Below are 19,968 nucleotides of genomic sequence, written 5' to 3' on the forward strand. Positions count from 1 at the left end.
CTTCAGCTTGCTGTCTGCAGAACGGGCGCGGGGCGGCGGGCGGGAGCCCGCTTCTTGCGGCTCAGCCGGTCCATGCAACAGAACACGACGGGCGTGGTGTAGAGGGTCAGCAACTGGCTCAGCAGCAGGCCGCCGACGATGGAGATGCCCAGCGGCACGCGCAGCTCGGCGCCTTCGCCGTGGCCCAGGGCAAGCGGCACGGCGCCGAAGACAGCCGCCACCGTCGTCATCAGGATGGGCCGCAGCCGCAGCAGCGCGGCGCGGTAGATGGCCGCGCCGGGCGACAAACGCGAGCCGCGCTCGGCGGCGCCGTCCTGCGCCGAGATGGCGAAGTCCAGCATCATGATGGCGTTCTTCTTGACGATGCCGATCAGCAGGATCACGCCGATCAGCGCAATGATGGTGAAGTCGGTCTTGAACAGCATCAGCGCCAGCAGCGCGCCGACGCCGGCCGAGGGCAGCGTCGACAAAATCGTGATCGGGTGGATGAGGCTCTCGTACAGGATGCCCAGCACGAGATAGATGGTCACGATGGCCGCGAGGATGAGCAGTGGCTGGGACTTGAGAGACGCCTGGAAGGCCTGCGCCGTGCCCTGGAAGCTGCCGCGCACCGACACCGGCGCGCCACTGCCGGCGACGGCATCGTTGATGGCGATGACCGCGTCGGACAGCGGCACGCCCTCCGCGAGGTTGAAGCTGATGGTGCTGGCCGGCGTGCCGCTCTGGTGGTTGACGGACAGCGGCGTGCTCGTCGTCTCCACGCGCGCCACGCTGGACATCGGCACCTGCTGGCCGCCGCTGCCCGTCAGCATCAGCCGGTCCAGCGTCTGCGGGCTTTGCAGCCACTCGGGCGCCAGCTCCATGACGACGCGGTACTGGTTCAGCGGGTTGTAGATGACGCCGACCTGCCGCTGGCCGAAGGCGTTGTTGAGCGTGCTGTCGAAGGCGCTCATCGTGATGCCGAGGCGGGCGAGCGCGTCGCGGTCGACGACGAGGGAGGTCTGCGTGCCCTTGTCCTGCTGGTCGGTGTTGACGTCGGTGATCTCGGGCACCTCGGTCAGCGCGCGGCGGATGCGCGGCTCCCAGGTCCTGAGGGCCTCCAGGTCGTCGGCCTGCAGCGTGTACTGCAGCGAGGCGTTGGACTGGCGACCGCCGATGCGGATGTCCTGCACAGGCGCCAGGAACATGTTGGCGCCGGGCTCCTTGGCGAGCTTGCCACGCAGCCGGTTGATGACGGCGTCGATGCTTTCCTTGCGCTCGGCCTGGGACTTCAGGCTGATGAACATGTTGGCGCTGTTGCGCTGGCCGCCGCCGGTGAAGCCGGTCACGTTGGCCACGGCCGGGTCGGCGCGCACGATGTCGTGGAAGGTGCGCAGCTTGCCCTGCATGGACTGGAAACTGCTGGCCTGGTCGGCCTGCACGCCGCCCATCATCAGGCCGGTGTCCTGCTGCGGGAAGAAGCCCTTGGGGATGGTCATGTAGAGATGCACGTTCAGCGCGACGACGCCGGCCAGGGCCAGCAGCGCGAGCGGCTGGTGACGCAGCGTCCAGCGCAGCGAGCGGCGGTAGCCGCGCATCAGCGCGCGCTGGATGCGCGCGAGGCGCTGTCCGAAGCGACCGGGCTTCTTCGCCTCGGCATGAGGCTTGAGCAGCGCGGCGGCCATCATGGGCGTCGTCGTCAGCGACACGACCATGGACACGAGGATGGCGACCGACAGCACGACGGCGAACTCGCGGAAGAGGCGGCCGACGATGCCGCCCATCGCCAGGATCGGGATGAACACGGCGATCAGGCTCAGCGAGATGGAGACGACGGTGAAGCCGATCTCCTTGGCGCCCTTCAGCGCCGCCTCGCGTGGCGGCACGCCGCGCTCGATGTGGCGCGAGATGTTCTCCAGCACGACGATGGCGTCGTCGACGACGAAGCCGGTGGCCACGGTCATCGCCATCAGCGACAGGTTGTCGATGCTGTAGCCCAGCAGGTACATGACGCCCGCCGTGCCGGCCAGCGACACCGGCACGGCCACGGCCGGCAGCAGCGCCGCGCGAAAGCGCCTCAGGAAGACGAAGACCACGACGATGACCAGGCCGAAGGAGATGGCCAGCGTGCGCTGCACCTCGGTGATGCTGCCGCGAATGGTGGACGTGCGGTCCATCACCACGTTGAGGTTGATGGCTGGCGAGATGGACGCGCGCAACTGCGGCAGCAGCGCGCGCACGGTATCGACCGTCTGGATGATGTTGGCGCTGGGCGCCTTGTTCAGGATCAGCAGCACCGCCGAGCGGCCATCGGCCAGGCCGTCGTTGCGCAGGTCCTGCACGCTGTCTTCGATGGTGGCCACGTCGCGCAAGTGCACGGCGGCGCCGCTCTTGTAGCTCAGCACCAGTGGCGCGTAGTCGCTGGCCAGGCGGGCCTGGTCGTTGGCGGCAATCTGCCAGTAGCGCTCGCCCGTCTCCAGCATGCCCTTGGGCCGGTTGGCATTGGTGGCGACGACGGCCGCGCGCACCTGCTCCAGCGAGATGCCCTGCGCGGACAGCTTGTTCGGGTCCAGCTCGATGCGCACGGCCGGCAGCGCGCCGCCGCCCACGCTGACCTGGCCCACGCCCTCCACCTGCGCCAGCCGCTGCGCCAGCACGGTGGAGGCGGCGTCGTACATCTGGCCGCGCGTCAGCGTGTCGGACGTCAGCGACACGATCATGATGGGCGCGTCGGCCGGGTTCACCTTGCGGTAGGTCGGGTTGCCCGGCATGCCGCTCGGCAGCAGCGCGCGCGAGGCGTTGATGCCGGCCTGCACATCGCGCGCAGCGGCGTCGATGCTGCGGCTCATGTCGAACTGCAGCGTGACGCGGCTGCTGCCCAGCGACGACGACGACGTGATCTCGGTGACGCCGGCAATGCTGCCGAGCGTGCGCTCCAACGGCGTGGCGACCGTGGCGGCCATGGTGTCGGGGCTGGCGCCGGGCAGGGACGCGCTGACGGAGATGGTCGGGAACTCGACCTGCGGCAGCGGCGCGATGGGCAGCAGCAGGTAGGCGATGGCGCCGGCCAGCGCAATGCCGCAGGTGATCAGCGCCGTGCCGATGGGGCGCTCGATGAAGACGCGCGACAGGTTCACGCTGCGGCCTCCGCAGCCCGGTTGCGACGCTTGCGCAGGCGCGCCGCCAGCGACGCGAAGCCGAGGTAGATGACCGGTGTGGTGAACAGCGTCAGCAGCTGGCTGACGATGAGCCCGCCGACCATGACGACGCCCAGCGGGTGGCGCAGCTCGCTGCCCACGCCGGTGCCCAGCATCAGCGGCAGCGCGCCGAGCAGCGCAGCCATCGTCGTCATCAGGATGGGCCGAAAGCGCAGCAGACAGGCTTCGTAGATGGCGTCTCGCGGCGCCTTGCCGTGGTCGCGTTCGGCCTCCAGCGCGAAGTCGATCATCATGATCGCGTTCTTCTTGACGATGCCGATCAGCAGCACGATGCCGATGATGGCGATGATGTCCAGGTCAAGCCGGAAGGCCAGCAGCGCCAGCAACGCACCCAGCGCCGCTGAGGGCAGTGTGGACAGGATGGTCAGCGGGTGGATGGTGCTCTCGTACAGCACGCCCAGCACGATGTACATCGTCACGATGGCCGCGAGGATCAGCAGCAGCGTACTCGAGAGCGACGCCTGGAAGGCCAGCGCCGAACCCTCGAAGCGCGTCTCGACGCTGAGCGGCAGCTGCAGCGCGTCGACCTCGGCGCGAATGGCTTTCACCGCCTCGCCCAGCGACGCACCCGGCGCGAGGTTGAAGGACACGGTGGCTGATGGGAACTGCGCCACGTGGTTGACGGCCAGCGGCGCGAGCCGCTCGCTGAAGCGCGCCACCGAGCTGAGCGGCACCTGCACGCCGCCGGCACCGGGCACGTACAGGCGCTGCAGCGCGTCCAGGCCCTGGCGGTCCTTGGGCGCCACCTCCAGCACGACGCGGTACTGGTTGCTCTGCGTGAAGATGGTGGAGATGAGCCGCTGGCCGAAGGCGCTGTAGAGCGCGCTGTCGATGGTCGCGACGCTGACGCCGAAACGCCCGGCCGCCTCGCGGTCGATGTCCACAAACGCCTGCAGCCCCTTCTCCTGCTGGTCGCTCGCCACGTCGGCAATCTGCTTGAGCTCACGCAGCCGCTGCAGCAGCGCGGTGGTCGAGCGGCTCAGCTCGGCCGAGTCCGGCGAGCTCAGCGTGAACTGGTACTGCGTCTTGGCGATGCGGTCCTCGATGGTCAGGTCCTGCACGGGCTGCAGGAACAGCGAGATGCCAGGCTCGCCGGCCGCCTCGTCAGCAATGCGGCGCGCCACCTCGGTCGCACTGGCACCGCGCGTCTCCTTGGGCTTGAGCGTGATCTGCAGGCGGCCCTGGTTCAACGTCGTGTTGCCGCCGTCCACGCCGATGAAGGACGACACGCTGTCCACGGCCGGGTCCTTCAGCACGCGCTCGGCGATGCGCTGCTGATGCTCGGCCATGGCCGCGAACGAGGTGGACTGCGCGGCCTCGGTGATGCCCTGGATCTGGCCCGTGTCCTGCACCGGGAAAAAGCCCTTGGGCACCAGCAGGTAGAGCACGCCGGTCAGCAGCAGCGTCGCGACGAAGACGAGCATCGTCGCGGCCGAGCGGTCCAGCACCCAGTTCAGCATGCGACCGTAGCCGGCAATGGTGTCGTCGAAGGCCTGGCCCACCAGGCGCCACAGCCGGCCATGGTCTTCAGGGTGCTCGTGCTTCAGCAGCCGCGCGCACATCATGGGCGTCAGCGTCAGCGACACGAAGGCCGAGATCAGGATGGACACGGCCAGCGTGATGGCGAACTCGTGGAAGAGGCGGCCCACCACATCACCCATGAAGAGCAGCGGGATCAGCACGGCGATGAGCGAGACCGTCAGCGAAATGATGGTGAAGCCGATCTGCTTGGAGCCGGTCAGCGCGGCGTCATAGGCGCTGACGCTTTCGCCGCCCTCCTCCATGTGCCGAGCAATGTTCTCGATCATGACGATGGCGTCGTCGACCACGAAACCCGTGGAGATGACGAGCGCCATCAGCGTCAGGTTGTTGATGGAGAACCCAGCCATGTACATGACGCCGAACGTTCCCACCAGCGACACCGGCACGGCGACCGCGGGAATGATGGTGGCCGGCACGCTGCGCAGGAAGACAAAGATGACGCCGATGACGAGCAGAACTGCGAACAGCAGCTCGTGCTGCACGTCGGTGACGGAGGCGCGGATGGTGGTGGTGCGGTCGCTGAGCAACTGCACGTCCAGCGACGCCGGCAGGCTGGCCTGCAACTGCGGCAGCACGGCGCGCACGCGGTCCACCGTCTCGATGACGTTGGCGCCGGGTTGGCGCTGCACGTTCAGGATGACGGCCGAGACGGAGGACTTGCCGGTCTGGCCGGCCCATGCGGCCAGGCGCAGGTTCTCGGCGTCGTCGACGAGCTGGGCTACATCCTTGAGCCGCACCGCGTTGCCATTCTTGTAGGCGATGACGAGATTGGCGTACTCGCTCGCGTTACGCAGTTGGTCGTTGGCGTCGAGCGTGGACGCGCGCAGCGGGCCGTCGAAGCTGCCCTTGGACTGGTTGACGTTGGCGCTGCCTATTGAACTGCGCAGGTCGTCGATGGACAGGCCCAGGGCCGCCAAGGCACTCGGGTTGGCCTGGATGCGCACGGCCGGGCGGCGCCCGCCCGCGATGCCGACGAGGCCGACGCCCGGCACCTGCGAGATCTTCTGCGCGAGGCGGTTTTCCACCAGGTCGTGCACGCGCGTGATCGGCAGCGTGGCGGAGCTGACCGCGATGGTCAGCACCGGCGCGTCGGCCGGGTTGACCTTGCTGTAGACCGGCGGCATCGGCAGGTCGCTGGGCAGCAGGTTGCTGCCGGCGTTGATGGCCGCCTGCACCTCCTGCTCGGCCACGTCCAACTGAACGACGAGCTCGAAGCGCAGCGTGATGACCGAGGCGCCGCCCGAGCTGGTGGACGACATCTGCGCCAGGCCCGGCATCTGGCCGAACTGGCGCTCCAGCGGCGCGGTGACGGAGGACGTCATCACGTCCGGGCTGGCGCCGGGGTAGAGCGTCGTGACCTGGATGGTCGGGTAGTCGACCTCGGGCAGGGCCGACACCGGCAGCAGCCGGTAGGCCAGCGCGCCGGCCAGCACGATGGCCAGCATCAGCAGCGAAGTCGCGACCGGCCGCGCGATGAACAGGCGTGACGGGTTCATGGCCGCAGCCTCAGGGGGCCGGAGCGGAAGCGCGGTGCTCCTGCATCCAGGCACGGCGGTCCTCGGGGCTCATGGCCTTCAGCTTGTCGACCATCTCGGGTGGCACACGGTCCATCCAGCGCGGGCGCTCGCCGTCAGCGGCGCCGCTCGCAGCCACGGCGCCACTGGCCGCCGCACTTGCCGCACTTGCAGCGCTGGCCGCAGCACCAGGGCCGCGCCCCCGACCGCGCCCACCCGCCGCCGCGCCAGCCGCCGGAACCTGGATGACCTCGGCCTTGCCGCCGTCGCGCAGCCGATCGGCGCCGTCGGTAACGACCTGGTCGCCCGGCTTCAACTCGCCCTGCACGGCCGTCGCTTCGCCGTCGGTCGCCAGGATCTGCAGCTTGCGCAGCGCCACGGTGCCGTCGGCCACGACGTAGACAAAGATGCCCGGCGCGCCGCGCTGCACGGCCGCCGTGGGCACGACGAGCACGCCCTTCAGCGTGTCCAGCTGCAGGCGCACGTTGACGAACTGGTTGGGGAAGAGACTGCCGTCCTTGTTGTCGAACAGCGCCTTGACCTTGATGGTGCCGGTGCTCGCGTCGATGGCGTTGTCGGTGCTGGCGACACGGCCTTCGGCGAGCTTGAGCTTGCGTTCGCGGTCCCAGGCTTGCACGGGCAAGGCCTGCTTGTCGCCCAGCTGCTGGCGGATGCGTGCCAGCCGCGCGTCGGGCACGGCGAAGACGACGGCCGCCGGCTGCGTCTGCGCGATGCTGAGGATGCCGTTGGCGTCGCTCGGCGTCACGGTGTTGCCCAGGTCGGCCTGCTTCAGGCCCGCCTGGCCGGCGATGGGCGCGGTGACGCGGGTGTAGGAAAGCTGCAACTTGGCGCTGTCCAGCGTGGCCTGGTCGGACAGCAGCGTGGCCTCCAGCTGGCGCACCAGCGCCTGCTGGGTGTCGAGCTGCTGGCGCGGCGCGGCTTCCTGCGCGACGAGGTCGCGGTAGCGGGCCAGGTCGGCGCGGGCGTTCTCCAGCTGCGCCTTGTCGCGGGCCAGCGCGGCATTGGCCTGGTCACGTGCGATCTCGAAGGTGCGCGGGTCGATCAGGGCCAGCAACTGCCCGGCCTTCACCGGCTGGCCTTCCTTGAAGTAGATCGCCTTCAGCTCGCCGCTGACCTTGGCGCGCACGACGGCCGTGTTGGCCGAGGCGATGCTGCCGATGGCGTCGATGGCGACGGCGAGGTCGCGCCGCTGCACCACCGCCACCGACACCGGCTGCGGCCCCGTGCGGCCGAAGCGCCCGCCACCGGGCCGGGCGGTGCCTGAAGCACCCGACGCCGCTGATGCTGCGCCGGCCGGGCCTTCGCCACCGGTGGCGCCGTCGCGGCCCTTCCACCACCAGCCCGCCAGCGCGATGGCCGCCACGGCCAGCGCCACCAGCAGCCAGGTTCTCGCGGCTCCGGTCGCCTTGCCGCCTTTGGAATCCTTGTTCTTCATTCGAATCCACTCCTGATGCAGCGAAGTTTCCTGGGCGAATGTAGCTAGAGCGTTGCTGGGCTGGAATCTGTTCAAAGTTCCAAAAGCTAGGATGACCGCATGATCCGATTGCTTGTCGGCCTGGGCAACCCAGGCGCTGAATATGAAGACACCCGGCACAACGCCGGCTTCTGGTGGATAGACGGCCTCGCGCGCGGCCTCAAGGTCAGCCTCGGGCCGGACAAGGCCTACCACGGCCTCGTCGCCCGGGCCAACAACGCGCCCGGCGCCAGCGGCCCCATCTGGCTGCTGCAGCCCATGACCTACATGAACCTCTCGGGCAAGTCGGTCGCGCCGCTGGCCCGCTTCTTCAAGATCGCGCCGGAGGAAATCCTCGCCATCCACGACGAGCTGGACCTGCCGCCCGGCGAGATGAAGTTCAAGAAGGGCGGCGGCAACGGCGGCCACAACGGGCTGAAGGACATGCAGGCCCAGCTCGGCAGTGGCGACTTCTGGCGGCTGCGCCTGGGCATCGGCCACCCCGGCCACAAAGACGAAGTGGCCGGCTACGTGCTGCGCAAGCCGCCACTGGCCGAGCGCCAGGCGGTGGAGGACTGCATCGAGAAGAGTTACGGCGCCGTCGAGCTGATGCTGCGCGGCGAGATGGACAAGGCCCTCGCCAAAATTCACGCGAAACCGCCCCGGCCCAAGCCCCCCAAACCCGAGCCACCGGTAGACACTCCGCCCTCATGAAGCCGCTACTGCTGGTTCTGACCTTTTGCATCGCACTGCCCTGCCTCGCGCAGACGCAGGTCCGGCGCACCCAGGTCTACCGCTGCGGTGCCGAGGGCCGCGACCTGCGCGATTCGCCCTGCCCCGGCGGCACGGCGGCCAGCAGCGTGGACTACGACGAGCCCAGCAACGCCGACAGCCGCGCGGCGCGTGCCCGCCATCTGGCCGACGCCAAGCAAGCCGCCGCGCTGGCCTCGGCGCGCCGCGCCAGCGACGCCGAGGGGCGCCACACGCGCGCCACGCTGATCGGCTTGCAGCCTTCGGCGGTACCGGCCCAGCCGGCGAGCGCACCGAAGGTCACCTACCTGAAGCCACCCAAGACGGCCAAGCCGCGCAAGCCAGCCGCCAAGGCCAACAGCGACGGCCGATAGAATCCGCGCCGTTGGTGCTCGCGCCCGCCTCCATGGCGGGTGCAGTTCAACGGGAATCAGGAGGGTGGGTCACACCGTGACGAACCTAACCTGAGCTGTCCCCGCAACGGTAAGTGGACGAGGCCTCGCGCCTCACTGTTCGACAAAAGCCACTGGTGCCCAGCACCGGGAAGGGGTCGAACGGCGTTTCACCAGCCCGGATACCGGCCAACGACGGGGCTTTCGTGCAATCAGCCGGAAGCCGTTTTCAGCCTTGCTGCGGGGGTCAGCAGGGCTGCTTGATCGTTTGCGCTTCCCTTTCATGTCCCCATCATTCTTTGCGGCCCGTCGGCCGCTGCTGGCCCTTTCCGTGCTGGCACTGGCTGCGTCTGCCCACGCCCAGAACAAGCTCGACACCGTCGTCACCACCGCCACCCGCACGCCGCAAAAGCTGTCCGAAGTGCTGGCCGACCTCACCGTCATCACCCGCGCCGACATCGAGCGCCAGGCCGCCGCCAGCGTGGCCGACCTGCTGCGCAACAACGGCTGCGCCGAGGTGACGCGCACGGGCGGTGCGGCTTCGACCACGTCCGTGTTCCTGCGCGGCGCCGACAACCGGCACACGCTGGTGCTGATCGACGGCGTCAAGGTGGACTCGCAATCCACCGGCGGCGCCAGCTGGCAAGGCCTGCCGCTGTCGCAGATCGAGCGCATCGAGGTGCTCAAGGGCCCGGCCAGCGCCATCTACGGCTCCGACGCCGTCGGCGGCGTGGTGCAGATCTTCACGCGCAAGGGCGGCAGCCGCACGAGCGCCGACTTCGGCGTGTCGGCCGGCAACCTCGGCGCCTACAAGGCAGACGGCGGTGTGTTCGGTTCTACCGGCATCTTTGACTACGCGGTGACAGCCGCCATCGAAGGCAGCGACGGCTTCAACGCCACCGTGGACTACCCCGGCTCCTTCAGCTACGTGCCGGACCGTGACGGCTTCCGCAAGCGCCAGGCCATGGTGCGCGTGGGCGCACAGCTGAGCGCCGAGCACCGTGCCGAAGCCCTGGTCATGCGCACCCACACGGTGGCGCAGTACGACGGCTCCAAGTCCCGCCCGCTGGTGGACGACCTGACCCGGCAGGACGCCGACGTGGCCCGCCTGGCCTGGACGGCGCAGTGGACGCCCGACCTGCAGACGCAGCTGAGCTTTGGCGAGTCGCGCGACCGCTACGAGACGACGCCCTCGCCCTACCTGACCGACACCCGCGTGCGCAACCTGGCGCTGACCGGCTTCTACAAGCTGTCCGCCGGGCAGCAGCTGAACTTCACGGCCGAGCGCATCGAGGACAAGCTGGAGAACAGCGGCCTCGTGACGGCCGGCGTCGGCACGCGCCACCGCGACGGCATGGGCCTGGGCTATCTGCTGTCGGCCGGCGCCTTCGACCTGCAGGCCCACGCGCGGCACGACCGCGACAGCGAGTTTGGCGACGTCAACACGGGCACGCTGCTGGCGGGCTTCGCGGTGGCGCCGGGCCTGCGCCTGGTGGGCTCCATCGGCAACGCCTTCCGCGCGCCGACGATCTACCAGCAAGGCACGGTCTACGGCCCCGACCTCAGCAAGCCCGGCGTCACGCCCCTGGGTGCCGAGCGCGGCCGCAACATGGAAGCCGGCCTGAAATGGGCCAGCGGCGATCACGAGTTGTCGGTCACGGCCTACCGCAACCGCATCAGCAACCTGATCATTTTTGGCGCGGCGGGCAATTGCAACAGCAGCTTCGGTTGCTACCAGAACGTGTCCAAGGCGCGGTTGCAGGGCGTGAGCTTCGCCGGCGCCACCAAGGTCGCCAACGTGAACCTACGCGGCACGCTGGACGTGCAGAAGCACACCGACGCCGCCAACGGCCTGCTGCTGGCCCGGCGCGCAAAACGCCTGGCCAGCGTCAATGCCGACACGGCGCTGGGCGCGTGGACGCTGGGTGCCGGCGTGACGGCCTCGGGGGCGCGCTTCGACAACGCCGCCAACACGCGAAAGCTCGGCGGCTATGCGCTCGTGAACCTGAACGCGCAGGTGGCCGTCAGCCGCGAAGTGAAGCTGCAGCTGAACCTGGACAACGCCTTCAGCCGCAAGTACCAGACGGCCTACGGCTATGCCTCGGCGCCGATGACGGTGCTGGCGTCGCTGCGCTGGACGCCACGGTTCTAAAGAAGCGATGACCGCACACCAACTCATCGTCGGCGGCCAGCGCAGCGGCAAGTCGCGCCAGGCCGAAAGGCTGGCACTGCGATGGCAGGCCGGCGGCGGGCGAGTGGCGGTCATCGCCACCGCACTCGCCGCCGACGAAGAGATGCGTACGCGCATCGCCCATCACCGCGCCACGCGGCCGGCGGGCTTCGACACCATCGAAGCGCCGCTGGGCCTGAGCGCGGCGCTGCAACAGGCCGACGATGCGGGCACGCTGCTGGTCGTCGACTGCCTGACGCTGTGGCTCGTCAACTGGCTGATGCCGATGAACAGCGCACCCGACTGCAATGGCTGGGAGGTCGAGCGGCAGACGCTGCTGGCCCTGCTGCCGCAGCTGGCGTCGCCCGTCGTCTTCGTCTCCAACGAGGTGGGCTGGGGCGTGTCGCCGCTGGGCCGCGAGGTGCGCGACTACGTCGACGAACTCGGCCGGCTCAACCAGGACATCGCGCGCCTGTGTGGCCGGTTGACACTGATGGTGGCGGGCCAGGCTTGGGCGCGACCTGTCGAGGATTCTTTCGATGCTTAGATTGCTAACCCTGCTGTTGCTCGCCTTGGCGCTGCCCGCCAGCGCCGTCGAGATCAAGGACGATCTCGGTCACACCACGGTGATCACCGCGCCGCCGCAGCGCATCGTCAGCCTGCTGCCGTCGCTGACCGAGACGGTCTGCGAGCTGGGCGCCTGCGGCCGCCTCGTCGGCGTCGACCGCTACTCCAACTTCCCGGCCAGCGTGAACGCGCTGCCCAAGCTCGGCGGCATGGAGGACACGAACGTCGAGGTGATCGCGTCGCTGAAGCCCGACGTCGTGCTCGTCGCCGCGTCCTCCCGCGTGGCCGAGCGGCTGCGCGCTTTGGGCATGAAGGTCATCGCGCTGGAGCCGCGAAGCTACAAGGATGTGCAGCGCGTGCTGAGCGTCATCGGCCAGGTGCTGGGCGTGCCGGACGCGCAGCGCGTTTGGCGCCACATCGACGCCGGCGTGGCGGCGGCGGCCAGCAGCGTGCCGGCATCGGCGCGCGGCGTGCGCGTCTACTACGAAGTGGCGAGCGGCCTGTACGCGGCCGGCACCGTCTCCTTCATGGGCGAGACGCTGACCAAGCTCGGCGCGGGCAACATCATCCCGCCCGACCTCGGCCCCTTCCCCAAGATCAATGCGGAGTTCGTCGTCAAGGCCAACCCGGCGCTGATCATGATCGGCCAGCGCGGCGTCGAGGGCCTGGCCCAACGCCCAGGCTGGGACCGCATCGACGCCATCAAGCGCGGCCGCGTCTGCGTCTTCAAGCCCGATGAGGGCGACATCCTGTCCCGCCCCGGGCCGCGCATGGCCGAGGCCGCGCAGATCATGGCCAAGTGCCTACGCGAGAAGGCGGGCTCATGAAGCCAACGCCGAACACAGCCACAGAGGCACAGAGGCACAGAGAAATTCGGTCGCTGAACACAGGTCTCTCTGTGTCTCTGTGCCTCTGTGGCTGCGTTGAAGCTCTCGTGCGTCAACCACGGCAGCGAGGCGAGGCGTGAACCTGCGTCCCGGCGTCCTGCTCGTGCTGCTGCTGGCCGTCGGCGCCGCCGGCGTGCTGGCCGGCGTGCTGACCGGCAGTACCGGCTGGGCCGATCTGCAGGACGACAGCATGGGCGTCATCCTGTGGGAGATCCGGCTGCCGCGCTCGCTGGGCGCGTGGCTCGCGGGCGCGCTGCTGGGCATGGCGGGTGCGATGGCGCAGGGCCTGTTCCGCAACCCGCTGGCCGACCCCTATCTGCTCGGCAGCGCCTCGGGCGCGGGCCTGGCCGTCGCCGTCGCGCTGGCGTTGACGGGCATCTCGCCGCAGACCTCGTCGCTGCTCGCCCACGTCGGCCTGACCGGCATCGCCTTCGTCGGCACGCTGGTGGGCGTGGGCCTCACGCTCATCCTCGCGCGCGGCGTGGAGCAGACGCTGCGGCTGCTGCTGGCCGGCGTCGTCGTCGGCGTGGTGCTGAATGCGCTGACCGGCCTGGCCACGCTGTGGGCGCCCGACATCCTGCGCGCCATGCAGGCCTTCCTGCTCGGCAACACCGGGCTGCTGGGCTGGAGCAGCGTCACGGTGATGGCGGCCAGCGGTGCGGCGGCGCTCGTCGTCGGCCTGCTGGCCAGCCCGGCGCTGGACGCGCTGACGCTGGGCGAAGCCACCGCCGCATCGCTGGGCGTGCGCATGGGCCTGATGCGGCTGCTGCTGATCTGCGCCTTCGCGCTGGCCACGGGTGCGGCCGTCGCGCAGACGGGCATCGTCGCCTTTGTCGGCCTTGTTGCGCCCCATCTCGTGCGCGCGCTGTGCCCGATGCTGCACGGCCGTTTGATCATGATGTCGGCTGCGGCCGGCGGCGCGCTGCTGCTGGCGGCAGACGTGCTCGCGCGCGGGTTGATCCGGCCGCAGGAGCTGCCCGTCGGCCTCGTGACGGCGCTACTCGGCGGCGTTTACTTGCTGGTGCTGATGCACAGGCGCGGAGCACCCCGCCGATGAGCGCCCTGCAAGCCCGCATCGAGCGCGTCCGCATCGACGGCCGCGACCTCATCAGCGGCATCGACCTGGTGATTCCGCAAGGCCGCTGGACGGCCATCGTTGGCCCGAACGGAGCCGGCAAGTCCACGCTGCTGCGCGCCGTGGCCGGCCTGCAGCGCTGCGACGGCACCGTGCAACTCGCCGGCCGCGCGCTCAGCGATTGGCCCAGCCGCGAGCGCGCCCGCCATCTGGCCTGGATGGGCCAGCAGGAGACCGGCGCCGACGACCTGATGGCCCACGACGTCGTCATGCTCGGCCGCCTGCCCCACCGCCCGTGGCTGGCGCCACCCACGGCTGCAGACCAGGCCGCCGTGCACGCCGCCATGCAGGCCACGCAGAGCTGGGCTTGGCGCGAGCGGCGCCTGGGCTCGCTGTCGGGCGGCGAGCGCCAACGCGTGCTGCTGGCCCGCGCCATCGCTGTGGACGCGCCGCTGACGCTGATGGACGAGCCGCTTGCCCATCTCGACCCGCCCCACCAGGCCGAGTGGATGGCGCTGGTGCGGGCGCGCGTGGCGGCCGGGCACAGCGTCGTCAGCGTGCTGCACGAGCTACACCTCGCGCTGCAGGCCGACCACCTCGTGCTGATGGCCGACGGCCGCATCGTGCACACCGGCGCGCCGGCCGACGCGGCCACGCACGACGCGCTGCGGCGCGTGTTCGGGCCCAGCCTGCACATCGCGCAGATCGAGGGGCGCTGGGTCGCCTTGCCGCTATGACGTCCTGCCCTGCCCTCTTCATCAGCGCGCCGTCCTCCGGCTCGGGCAAGACCAGCATCACCGCAGCCATCGCCCGCAGCCACGCGCGGCGCGGCAAGCGTGTGCGCGTCTTCAAGACCGGGCCTGACTTCCTCGACCCCGGCATCCTCGAACTCGCCAGCCGCGCACCGGTCTACCAGCTCGATCTCTTCATGGGCGGCTTCGCGCACTGCCAGGCGCTGCTGGCGCAGGCGGCGGCCGAGGCCGACCTGATCCTCGTCGAGGGCGTCATGGGCCTGTTTGACGGCGACCCGAGCAGCGCCGACCTTGCAGTCGCTTTCGGCCTACCCGTCGTCTGCGTCATCGACGCCTCGGCAATGGCTCAGACCTTCGCCGCGCTCGCCACGGGCTTGCAGCGCTTCCGGCTCGAGGTTCATCACGGCGGCGTCATCGCCAACCGCGTGGGCGGCCCGGCGCACGGCCGCATGCTCCTGGAAGGCCTGCCCGCCGATCTGCCATTGATCGCAGCGTTTCCGCGTGAGGCAGCGCTGAGCCTGCCGGAGCGCCACCTCGGCCTCGTGCAGGCGCTGGAGCAGCCGGGGCTGGACGGAAAGTTGGGTGCCTGGGCTGACGCCTGGGAGGCCGCGCTGCGGCCGGGCCTGGCCTTGTGCGCGGTCGAGTTCCCGCAGGAACCCGAGCCACCGCCTGCCCCACGCTTGGCCGGCCGGCGCATCGCCATCGCGCGCGACGCCGCCTTCGGCTTCATCTACCCGGCCAACGTCGACCTGCTGCGCGCACTCGGCGCCGAGCTGTCCTTCTTCTCGCCCATTGCCCACGAGCCCCTGCCCGCCTGCGACGCGCTGTGGCTGCCCGGCTGCTACCCCGAGCTGCATGGCGACGCGCTGGGCAGCCACCCGACGCTGGCTGCATCGCTGGCGGCCCACGTCGCGGCCGGCAAACCGCTGCTGGCCGAATGTGGCGGCATGCTGGCGCTGCTGGATGAGCTGACCGACGCCACCGGCCACGCCCACCGCATGGCCGGCCTGATGCCCGGCCATGCCCGCGTGCAGCAGCGCCTGGCCGCGCTGGGCCTGCAGGCCATAGCCTGGCCCGAAGGCCCGCTGCGCGGCCACAGCTATCACCACTCCACGCTGGAGACGCCGCTCGCGCCGGTGGCGCACGCCACCAACCCCAACGGCGGCAAGACGACCGAGGCGCTCTTCCAACACGGCTCGCTGCGCGCGAGCTATGTGCACCACTACTTCCCGTCCAACCCCGAGGCTGTGGCCGAATTCTTCAAGGGCTGACTGATGGAAATCGAACAACCTCCCATCGACCGCGAACGCGTCATCCCCACCGCCGAGCGACGTGGCCTCGTGCTGGTTCACACGGGTGACGGCAAGGGCAAGAGCACGGCCGCCTTCGGCCTGGCGCTGCGTGCGCATGGGCGCGGCAAGCCGGTGTTGATCTTCCAGTTCATGAAGGTGCCCAGCGCCCGCTTCGGCGAGCACCGCGTCTTCGAACAACTTGGCGTGCCCATCATCGGCCTGGGCGACGGCTTTTCGTGGAAGAGCAAGGACCTGGAGCACTCCGCCGAGCTGGCCCGCGAGGGCTGGGCGCGCGCCGAAGCCACCATCCGCAGCGGCGACCATTTCCTCGTCGTGCTGGACGAGATCATGTATCCGCTGCGCTACGGCTGGGTGCCGCTGGAGCCGGTGCTGGCCTGCCTGCGCGAGCGGCCCTCGCATGTGCACGTCGTGCTGACCGGGCGCGGTGCACCGGCCGAGTTGATCGAGCTGGCCGACACGGTGACGGAGATGACGCTGGTGAAGCATCACTACAAGGCAGGCGTACCGGCGCAGCGGGGCATCGAGGATTGAGCGCGCTCATCATTTGCACGACTTGCACCGACGGCCAGGGGCAGTTGTTGCTGGAGGCTGTCGAGAACGAGGCGCTGGCACGCAACCTGCCGCTGGCCATCCGCGGCCAGGCCTGCATGGCCGCCTGCAAGCAGAGCTGCACGGCGGCGCTGCAGGGCGCGGGCAAGCACAGCTATCTGTTCGGGCAGTTGGCGCCCGGCGCGGCCAGCGTCGACGCATTGCTGGCCGTGGCCGCCCAACATGCGGAACCCGGTGACGGCCTGCTGGCCTGGAGCCGCCGCCCGGAGCTGCTGAAGAGCGGCTTGGTGGCCCGGCTGCCGCCGCTGTGATGAGCCTGCTGCTGCCCCTGTCCATCCTCGTAGCCTTGCTGGTGGACCGCCTGGGCGAACCACCAACATGGATGCACCCCGTCGTGGGCATGGGGCGCTACCTGGGGTGGTTCAAGCTGACCAAGCTGCCGCCCGCGTTGGGCTTCATCGCGGGGGCGCTGGCCTGGCTTGTCGGCGCAGCTGTGGTGGGGTTCATTGCGCTGTGGCTGGCGGGCTGGGTGCTGATCGCTTTGCAGCCGTCGGTGTCGCCGGTGCGCCTGCTGGGCGCGGCCCTGCTGCTCGGCCTGCTGCTCAAGCCGCTGCTCGCCTGGCGCATGCTGGCCGACGAAGCGATGGCCGTCGAGATGGCGCTGGCCGAATCGCTCGATGTCGGCCGCGCCCGGCTCTCCAGGCTTGTCAGCCGCGACACGTCAATGCTGTCCGAGACCGAAGTGCGCGAGGCCGCCATCGAGACACTCGCCGAGAACCTGAACGACTCCGTCATCGCGCCGCTTTTCTGGTTCGCGCTGCTGGGCTTGCCGGGCGCGGCCATCTACCGCTTTGCCAACACCGCCGATGCGATGTGGGGCTACCGGGACGAGCGCGAGTGGAGCGGCAAGTGGGCGGCGCGTGCTGACGATGCGCTGAGCTGGCTGCCGGCGCGGCTGACGGCGCTGGTGCTGCTGCCGCCGTCGCTGCTGGCCGTGGCGCGCGAGGCGCGCCGCACGCCATCGCCCAACAGCGGCTGGCCGATGGCCGCGATGGCGCTGCGGCTGGGCGTTCGACTGAGCAAACCGGGTGTCTACTCGCTGCACGCTGGCGGGCAAGCCGCAGCGGCTGGCGCGCTGCAGGCGGCGTGCACGGTGGCCCGGCAGGGCGTCATCGTCGGCACCGTGTTGATCGCCGCGCTGGCCTGGGCGCTGAGGATGGCGCCATGAACTCTCTGCAAGCCGAACACGGCGGCCCCGACGGCGGCCCACCGGTGGCGCACGACTTCTCGACCAACGCGAGCCCGCTGGGCCCGCCGCCGGCGCTGTGGCAGGCGGTGCAGCAGGCCGACCGCCAGGCCTACCCCGACCCGCACTACGCCGCGCTGCGCCGCAGCCTGGGCGAGGCTCACGCGACCCATCACGACCTGGTGCTGCCCACGGCTGGCGGCGCCGAGGGCATACGCCGCCTCACGCTGGCGGCGATGCTGGCCGGCCAGCGCGAGGCCTGGGTGCCGCAACCTGGCTTTGGCGACTACGCCGCAGCGGCGCATGCGCTCGGACTGGCCGTGAAGTCCTATGCCGACCCGGCCGAAGTGCGCCCGACAGCACCGGCACTGGTGTGGATCTGCGAACCCTGCAACCCGACCGGTGCGAGCGAGGCGGCCTGGCCCGATCTGGGCGAACACCTGGTGGCCGTGGACCGCGCCTACGAGCCGCTGCGCCTGCACGGCGCGGCGCCCATGCTGCCGCGCAACGCCTGGCAGCTGGTCTGCCCCAACAAGGCGCTGGGCCTGACCGGCGTGCGCGCCGGCTACCTCATTGCGCCGTCGCCCGATGCCGTCTGGACGCACGCGCAGGCACTGGCGCCGAGCTGGGTGCTGTCGGCCGAAGGCGTGGCGCTGCTGTCGCACTGGCATGACGACACGACCACCGCCTGGCTGATGGACGCCCGTGCTCGGCTGCGCGAATGGACCACCGCCCAGCGCGCGATGCTGGCCGCGCTGGACTGGCAGCAGCGACCCAGCTGCACCAACTTCTGGCTGGCCCGCCCGCCGCGACACGACATCGACACGCGGCTGCACGAATGGGGCATTCGCCTGCGCGACGCGACCTCCTTCGGCCTGTCCGGCTGGGTGCGTGTGTCGGCCCAGCCGCCAACTGCACAGCAGGCGCTGCAGTTGGCGCTAGTTGAGATCGAAAGCGAGGACGCATGAGCCCGAAAGGCCACACCGCCAAGGCCGTCATGGTGCTGGGCACCACCAGTGGCGCGGGAAAAAGCTGGCTGGCCACGGCACTGTGCCGCTGGTACGCACGGCAAGGTCTGAAGGTCGCGCCGTTCAAGGCCCAGAACATGAGCAACAACGCGCGTGTCGTGCCTGGGCTGAATGGACGAATGGGCGAGATCGGCAGCGCCCAGTACTTCCAGGCCCTGGCCGCTAAGCGCGTGCCCGAGGTGCGCATGAACCCCGTGCTGCTCAAGCCCGAGGCCGACACGCAGAGCCAGGTCGTCGTGCTGGGCGAGGTGGACGCAGCGTTATCGCGCATGGCCTGGCGCGAGCGCAGCGCTCTGCTCAAGCCGCGTGCCAGCGCCGCGCTGCACGAGCTGATGAGCGAGAACGATGTCGTCGTCATCGAGGGCGCGGGCTCGCCGGCCGAGATCAATCTGGCGCCCAGCGACTACGTCAATCTCGGCACTGCGCGCGACGCCAACGCGGCCTGCCTGCTCGTCACTGACATCGACCGCGGCGGCGCCTTCGCCCACCTCTACGGCACGCATCAGCTGATGCCGGCCGACGTGCGCGCACAGGTCAAGGGCTTCGTGCTGAACCGCTTTCGCGGCGACGCGGGATTGCTGGCTCCCGGCCCCGAGCAATTGCAGGCGCTGACCGGCGTGCCCACCATCGCCACGCTGCCGATGTGGCGCAATCACGGCCTGCCCGAGGAAGACGGTGTGTTTGATCGCGCCACCACCGGCGCCGGCCTGCACATCGCCGTCGTCGCCTACCCGCACATCTCCAACCTCGACGAATTCCAGCCGCTGCGCCAGCTGCCCGGCGTGCGCCTCTCGTGGGCCCGCGAGCCGCGCGACCTGGCGGGCGCTGACTGGGTCATCCTGCCCGGCTCCAAGGCCACCGCCGCCGACCTGGCCTGGCTGCGCGCGCAGAAGCTGGACGCCGCCATCAACAGCCACGCCGGCCCGGTGCTGGGCATCTGCGGCGGGCTGCAGATGCTGGGCGAGGCGCTGATCGACACGCAGGGCGTGGACGGCAATGCGCCCGGCCTGGGGCTGCTGCCGCTGGTCACGGTGTTCGAGACGCAGAAGCTGCTGCTCGACACCGCCGTGGCCTTCGACCCGCTGGACGGCCCGTGGGCGCCGCTCTCTCTGGTGCATGCGCGTGGCTACGAGATCCGCCACGGCCGCACGCGCGCCCACCCGGCCTTCGAGCCGCCGCGCGTGGCGCTGCGCAATGCCGAGGGCGAAGCCATCGGCTGGCAGGCGGGCCTCGGCGGAAGGGTGCTGGGCGTCTACGCCCACGGCCTGTTCGAGCAGCCGGCCGTGCTGCAGGCGCTGTTCGGCCAGACGGGCCGGCCGCTGGAGGCGGTGTTCGATGGCCTCGCCGACTTCATTGACCTGCACTTCCAGCCGGGCAAGATCGCCGGCTTGATCGCCTGAAGGAAAGTGAGCCCCTCGCCCGGTCGTGCGCCGCGGGACGCGGGCCAGCCAGTCTGGCCGCCCATCGTTTCCGCAACCTCGGGCTGATCGAGCCCGACACGAGCAAGGGGCC

The 19,968-nt window shown here is 70.1% G+C and carries 16 protein-coding genes and 1 riboswitch; of the genes, 13 read left to right on the plus strand and 3 right to left on the minus strand.

The annotated features are described in order from the left end of the window. Positions 1-2: 2 nt before the first annotated feature. Genes ABIS05_RS04315 through ABIS05_RS04325 form a run of 3 tightly spaced genes read right to left on the minus strand, consistent with a single transcriptional unit; the run spans position 3 to position 7,709 of the window. Positions 3-3,116, minus strand: a complete 3,114-nt coding sequence (locus ABIS05_RS04315; protein ID WP_348013871.1) for a multidrug efflux RND transporter permease subunit — start codon at positions 3,114-3,116, stop codon at positions 3-5. Beyond that, positions 3,113-6,235, minus strand: a complete 3,123-nt coding sequence (locus tag ABIS05_RS04320; RefSeq protein WP_348013872.1) for an MdtB/MuxB family multidrug efflux RND transporter permease subunit — start codon at positions 6,233-6,235, stop codon at positions 3,113-3,115. Before ABIS05_RS04320 ends, ABIS05_RS04315 begins: the two co-directional genes overlap by 4 nt. A 10-nt stretch (positions 6,236-6,245) precedes the next feature. Further along, complete coding sequence (locus ABIS05_RS04325) at positions 6,246-7,709, minus strand: MdtA/MuxA family multidrug efflux RND transporter periplasmic adaptor subunit (protein WP_348013873.1); 1,464 nt, start codon at positions 7,707-7,709, stop codon at positions 6,246-6,248. Between the two features lie 99 nt (positions 7,710-7,808). Here ABIS05_RS04325 and pth point away from each other — a divergent pair, with 99 nt between their 5' ends. The 13 genes from pth to ABIS05_RS04390 all read left to right on the plus strand — a co-directional run bounded on the left by pth (position 7,809) and on the right by ABIS05_RS04390 (position 19,856). Beyond that, complete coding sequence (gene pth / locus ABIS05_RS04330; protein ID WP_348013874.1) at positions 7,809-8,441, plus strand: aminoacyl-tRNA hydrolase; 633 nt, start codon at positions 7,809-7,811, stop codon at positions 8,439-8,441. Continuing rightward, on the plus strand, positions 8,438-8,851 hold the full coding sequence (locus ABIS05_RS04335) for a hypothetical protein (RefSeq protein WP_348013875.1): 414 nt from the start codon (positions 8,438-8,440) through the stop codon (positions 8,849-8,851). Before pth ends, ABIS05_RS04335 begins: the two co-directional genes overlap by 4 nt. Next, positions 8,847-9,078: riboswitch (cobalamin riboswitch) on the plus strand. It overlaps the preceding gene by 5 nt. A gap of 74 nt (positions 9,079-9,152) precedes the next feature. Beyond that, positions 9,153-11,021 (plus strand): TonB-dependent receptor domain-containing protein, encoded by a 1,869-nt coding sequence (locus ABIS05_RS04340; RefSeq protein WP_348013876.1) that lies wholly within the window; start codon positions 9,153-9,155, stop codon positions 11,019-11,021. Between the two features lie 7 nt (positions 11,022-11,028). Further along, positions 11,029-11,586 (plus strand): bifunctional adenosylcobinamide kinase/adenosylcobinamide-phosphate guanylyltransferase, encoded by a 558-nt coding sequence (gene cobU / locus ABIS05_RS04345; protein WP_348013877.1) that lies wholly within the window; start codon positions 11,029-11,031, stop codon positions 11,584-11,586. Further along, positions 11,579-12,433, plus strand: a complete 855-nt coding sequence (locus ABIS05_RS04350; RefSeq protein ID WP_348013878.1) for a helical backbone metal receptor — start codon at positions 11,579-11,581, stop codon at positions 12,431-12,433. Before cobU ends, ABIS05_RS04350 begins: the two co-directional genes overlap by 8 nt. Before the next feature lie 136 nt (positions 12,434-12,569). Continuing rightward, complete coding sequence (locus ABIS05_RS04355; RefSeq protein WP_348013879.1) at positions 12,570-13,550, plus strand: iron ABC transporter permease; 981 nt, start codon at positions 12,570-12,572, stop codon at positions 13,548-13,550. Next, the gene (locus ABIS05_RS04360; RefSeq protein WP_348013880.1) at positions 13,547-14,305 is read left to right on the plus strand and encodes an ABC transporter ATP-binding protein; all 759 of its coding nucleotides are present in this window, start codon (positions 13,547-13,549) and stop codon (positions 14,303-14,305) included. Before ABIS05_RS04355 ends, ABIS05_RS04360 begins: the two co-directional genes overlap by 4 nt. After that, positions 14,302-15,591, plus strand: a complete 1,290-nt coding sequence (locus ABIS05_RS04365; RefSeq protein WP_348013881.1) for a cobyrinate a,c-diamide synthase — start codon at positions 14,302-14,304, stop codon at positions 15,589-15,591. The genes ABIS05_RS04360 and ABIS05_RS04365 overlap by 4 nt, the downstream gene beginning before the upstream one ends. Positions 15,592-15,594: 3 nt before the next feature. Further along, a complete protein-coding gene (cobO, locus tag ABIS05_RS04370) occupies positions 15,595-16,164 on the plus strand; it encodes a cob(I)yrinic acid a,c-diamide adenosyltransferase (protein ID WP_348013882.1) in 570 nt (189 codons plus the stop codon). Continuing rightward, positions 16,161-16,493, plus strand: a complete 333-nt coding sequence (locus ABIS05_RS04375) for a DUF1636 domain-containing protein (protein WP_348013883.1) — start codon at positions 16,161-16,163, stop codon at positions 16,491-16,493. Before cobO ends, ABIS05_RS04375 begins: the two co-directional genes overlap by 4 nt. After that, positions 16,493-17,410, plus strand: coding sequence for an adenosylcobinamide-phosphate synthase CbiB (gene cbiB, locus ABIS05_RS04380; protein ID WP_348013884.1), 918 nt, complete (start codon positions 16,493-16,495; stop codon positions 17,408-17,410). Before ABIS05_RS04375 ends, cbiB begins: the two co-directional genes overlap by 1 nt. Continuing rightward, positions 17,407-18,396, plus strand: a complete 990-nt coding sequence (locus ABIS05_RS04385) for an aminotransferase class I/II-fold pyridoxal phosphate-dependent enzyme (RefSeq protein ID WP_348013885.1) — start codon at positions 17,407-17,409, stop codon at positions 18,394-18,396. The genes cbiB and ABIS05_RS04385 overlap by 4 nt, the downstream gene beginning before the upstream one ends. Next, complete coding sequence (locus tag ABIS05_RS04390; RefSeq protein ID WP_348013886.1) at positions 18,393-19,856, plus strand: cobyric acid synthase; 1,464 nt, start codon at positions 18,393-18,395, stop codon at positions 19,854-19,856. The genes ABIS05_RS04385 and ABIS05_RS04390 overlap by 4 nt, the downstream gene beginning before the upstream one ends. Positions 19,857-19,968: the final 112 nt, after the last annotated feature.

The organism is Roseateles sp. (assembly GCF_039929605.1).
Taxonomy (GTDB): domain Bacteria; phylum Pseudomonadota; class Gammaproteobacteria; order Burkholderiales; family Burkholderiaceae_C; genus Pelomonas.

Excerpts from the sequence above, each read along its gene's own strand:
- ABIS05_RS04320 (WP_348013872.1), bottom strand. The coding sequence starts at position 6,235 with ATGAACCCGTCACGCCTGTTCATCGCGCGGCCGGTCGCGACTTCGCTG.
- ABIS05_RS04325 (WP_348013873.1), bottom strand. The coding sequence starts at position 7,709 with ATGAAGAACAAGGATTCCAAAGGCGGCAAGGCGACCGGAGCCGCGAGA.
- pth (WP_348013874.1), top strand. The coding sequence starts at position 7,809 with ATGATCCGATTGCTTGTCGGCCTGGGCAACCCAGGCGCTGAATATGAA.
- ABIS05_RS04335 (WP_348013875.1), top strand. The coding sequence starts at position 8,438 with ATGAAGCCGCTACTGCTGGTTCTGACCTTTTGCATCGCACTGCCCTGC.
- ABIS05_RS04340 (WP_348013876.1), top strand. The coding sequence starts at position 9,153 with ATGTCCCCATCATTCTTTGCGGCCCGTCGGCCGCTGCTGGCCCTTTCC.
- cobU (WP_348013877.1), top strand. The coding sequence starts at position 11,029 with ATGACCGCACACCAACTCATCGTCGGCGGCCAGCGCAGCGGCAAGTCG.
- ABIS05_RS04350 (WP_348013878.1), top strand. The coding sequence starts at position 11,579 with ATGCTTAGATTGCTAACCCTGCTGTTGCTCGCCTTGGCGCTGCCCGCC.
- ABIS05_RS04360 (WP_348013880.1), top strand. The coding sequence starts at position 13,547 with ATGAGCGCCCTGCAAGCCCGCATCGAGCGCGTCCGCATCGACGGCCGC.
- ABIS05_RS04365 (WP_348013881.1), top strand. The coding sequence starts at position 14,302 with ATGACGTCCTGCCCTGCCCTCTTCATCAGCGCGCCGTCCTCCGGCTCG.
- cobO (WP_348013882.1), top strand. The coding sequence starts at position 15,595 with ATGGAAATCGAACAACCTCCCATCGACCGCGAACGCGTCATCCCCACC.
- cbiB (WP_348013884.1), top strand. The coding sequence starts at position 16,493 with ATGAGCCTGCTGCTGCCCCTGTCCATCCTCGTAGCCTTGCTGGTGGAC.
- ABIS05_RS04385 (WP_348013885.1), top strand. The coding sequence starts at position 17,407 with ATGAACTCTCTGCAAGCCGAACACGGCGGCCCCGACGGCGGCCCACCG.
- ABIS05_RS04390 (WP_348013886.1), top strand. The coding sequence starts at position 18,393 with ATGAGCCCGAAAGGCCACACCGCCAAGGCCGTCATGGTGCTGGGCACC.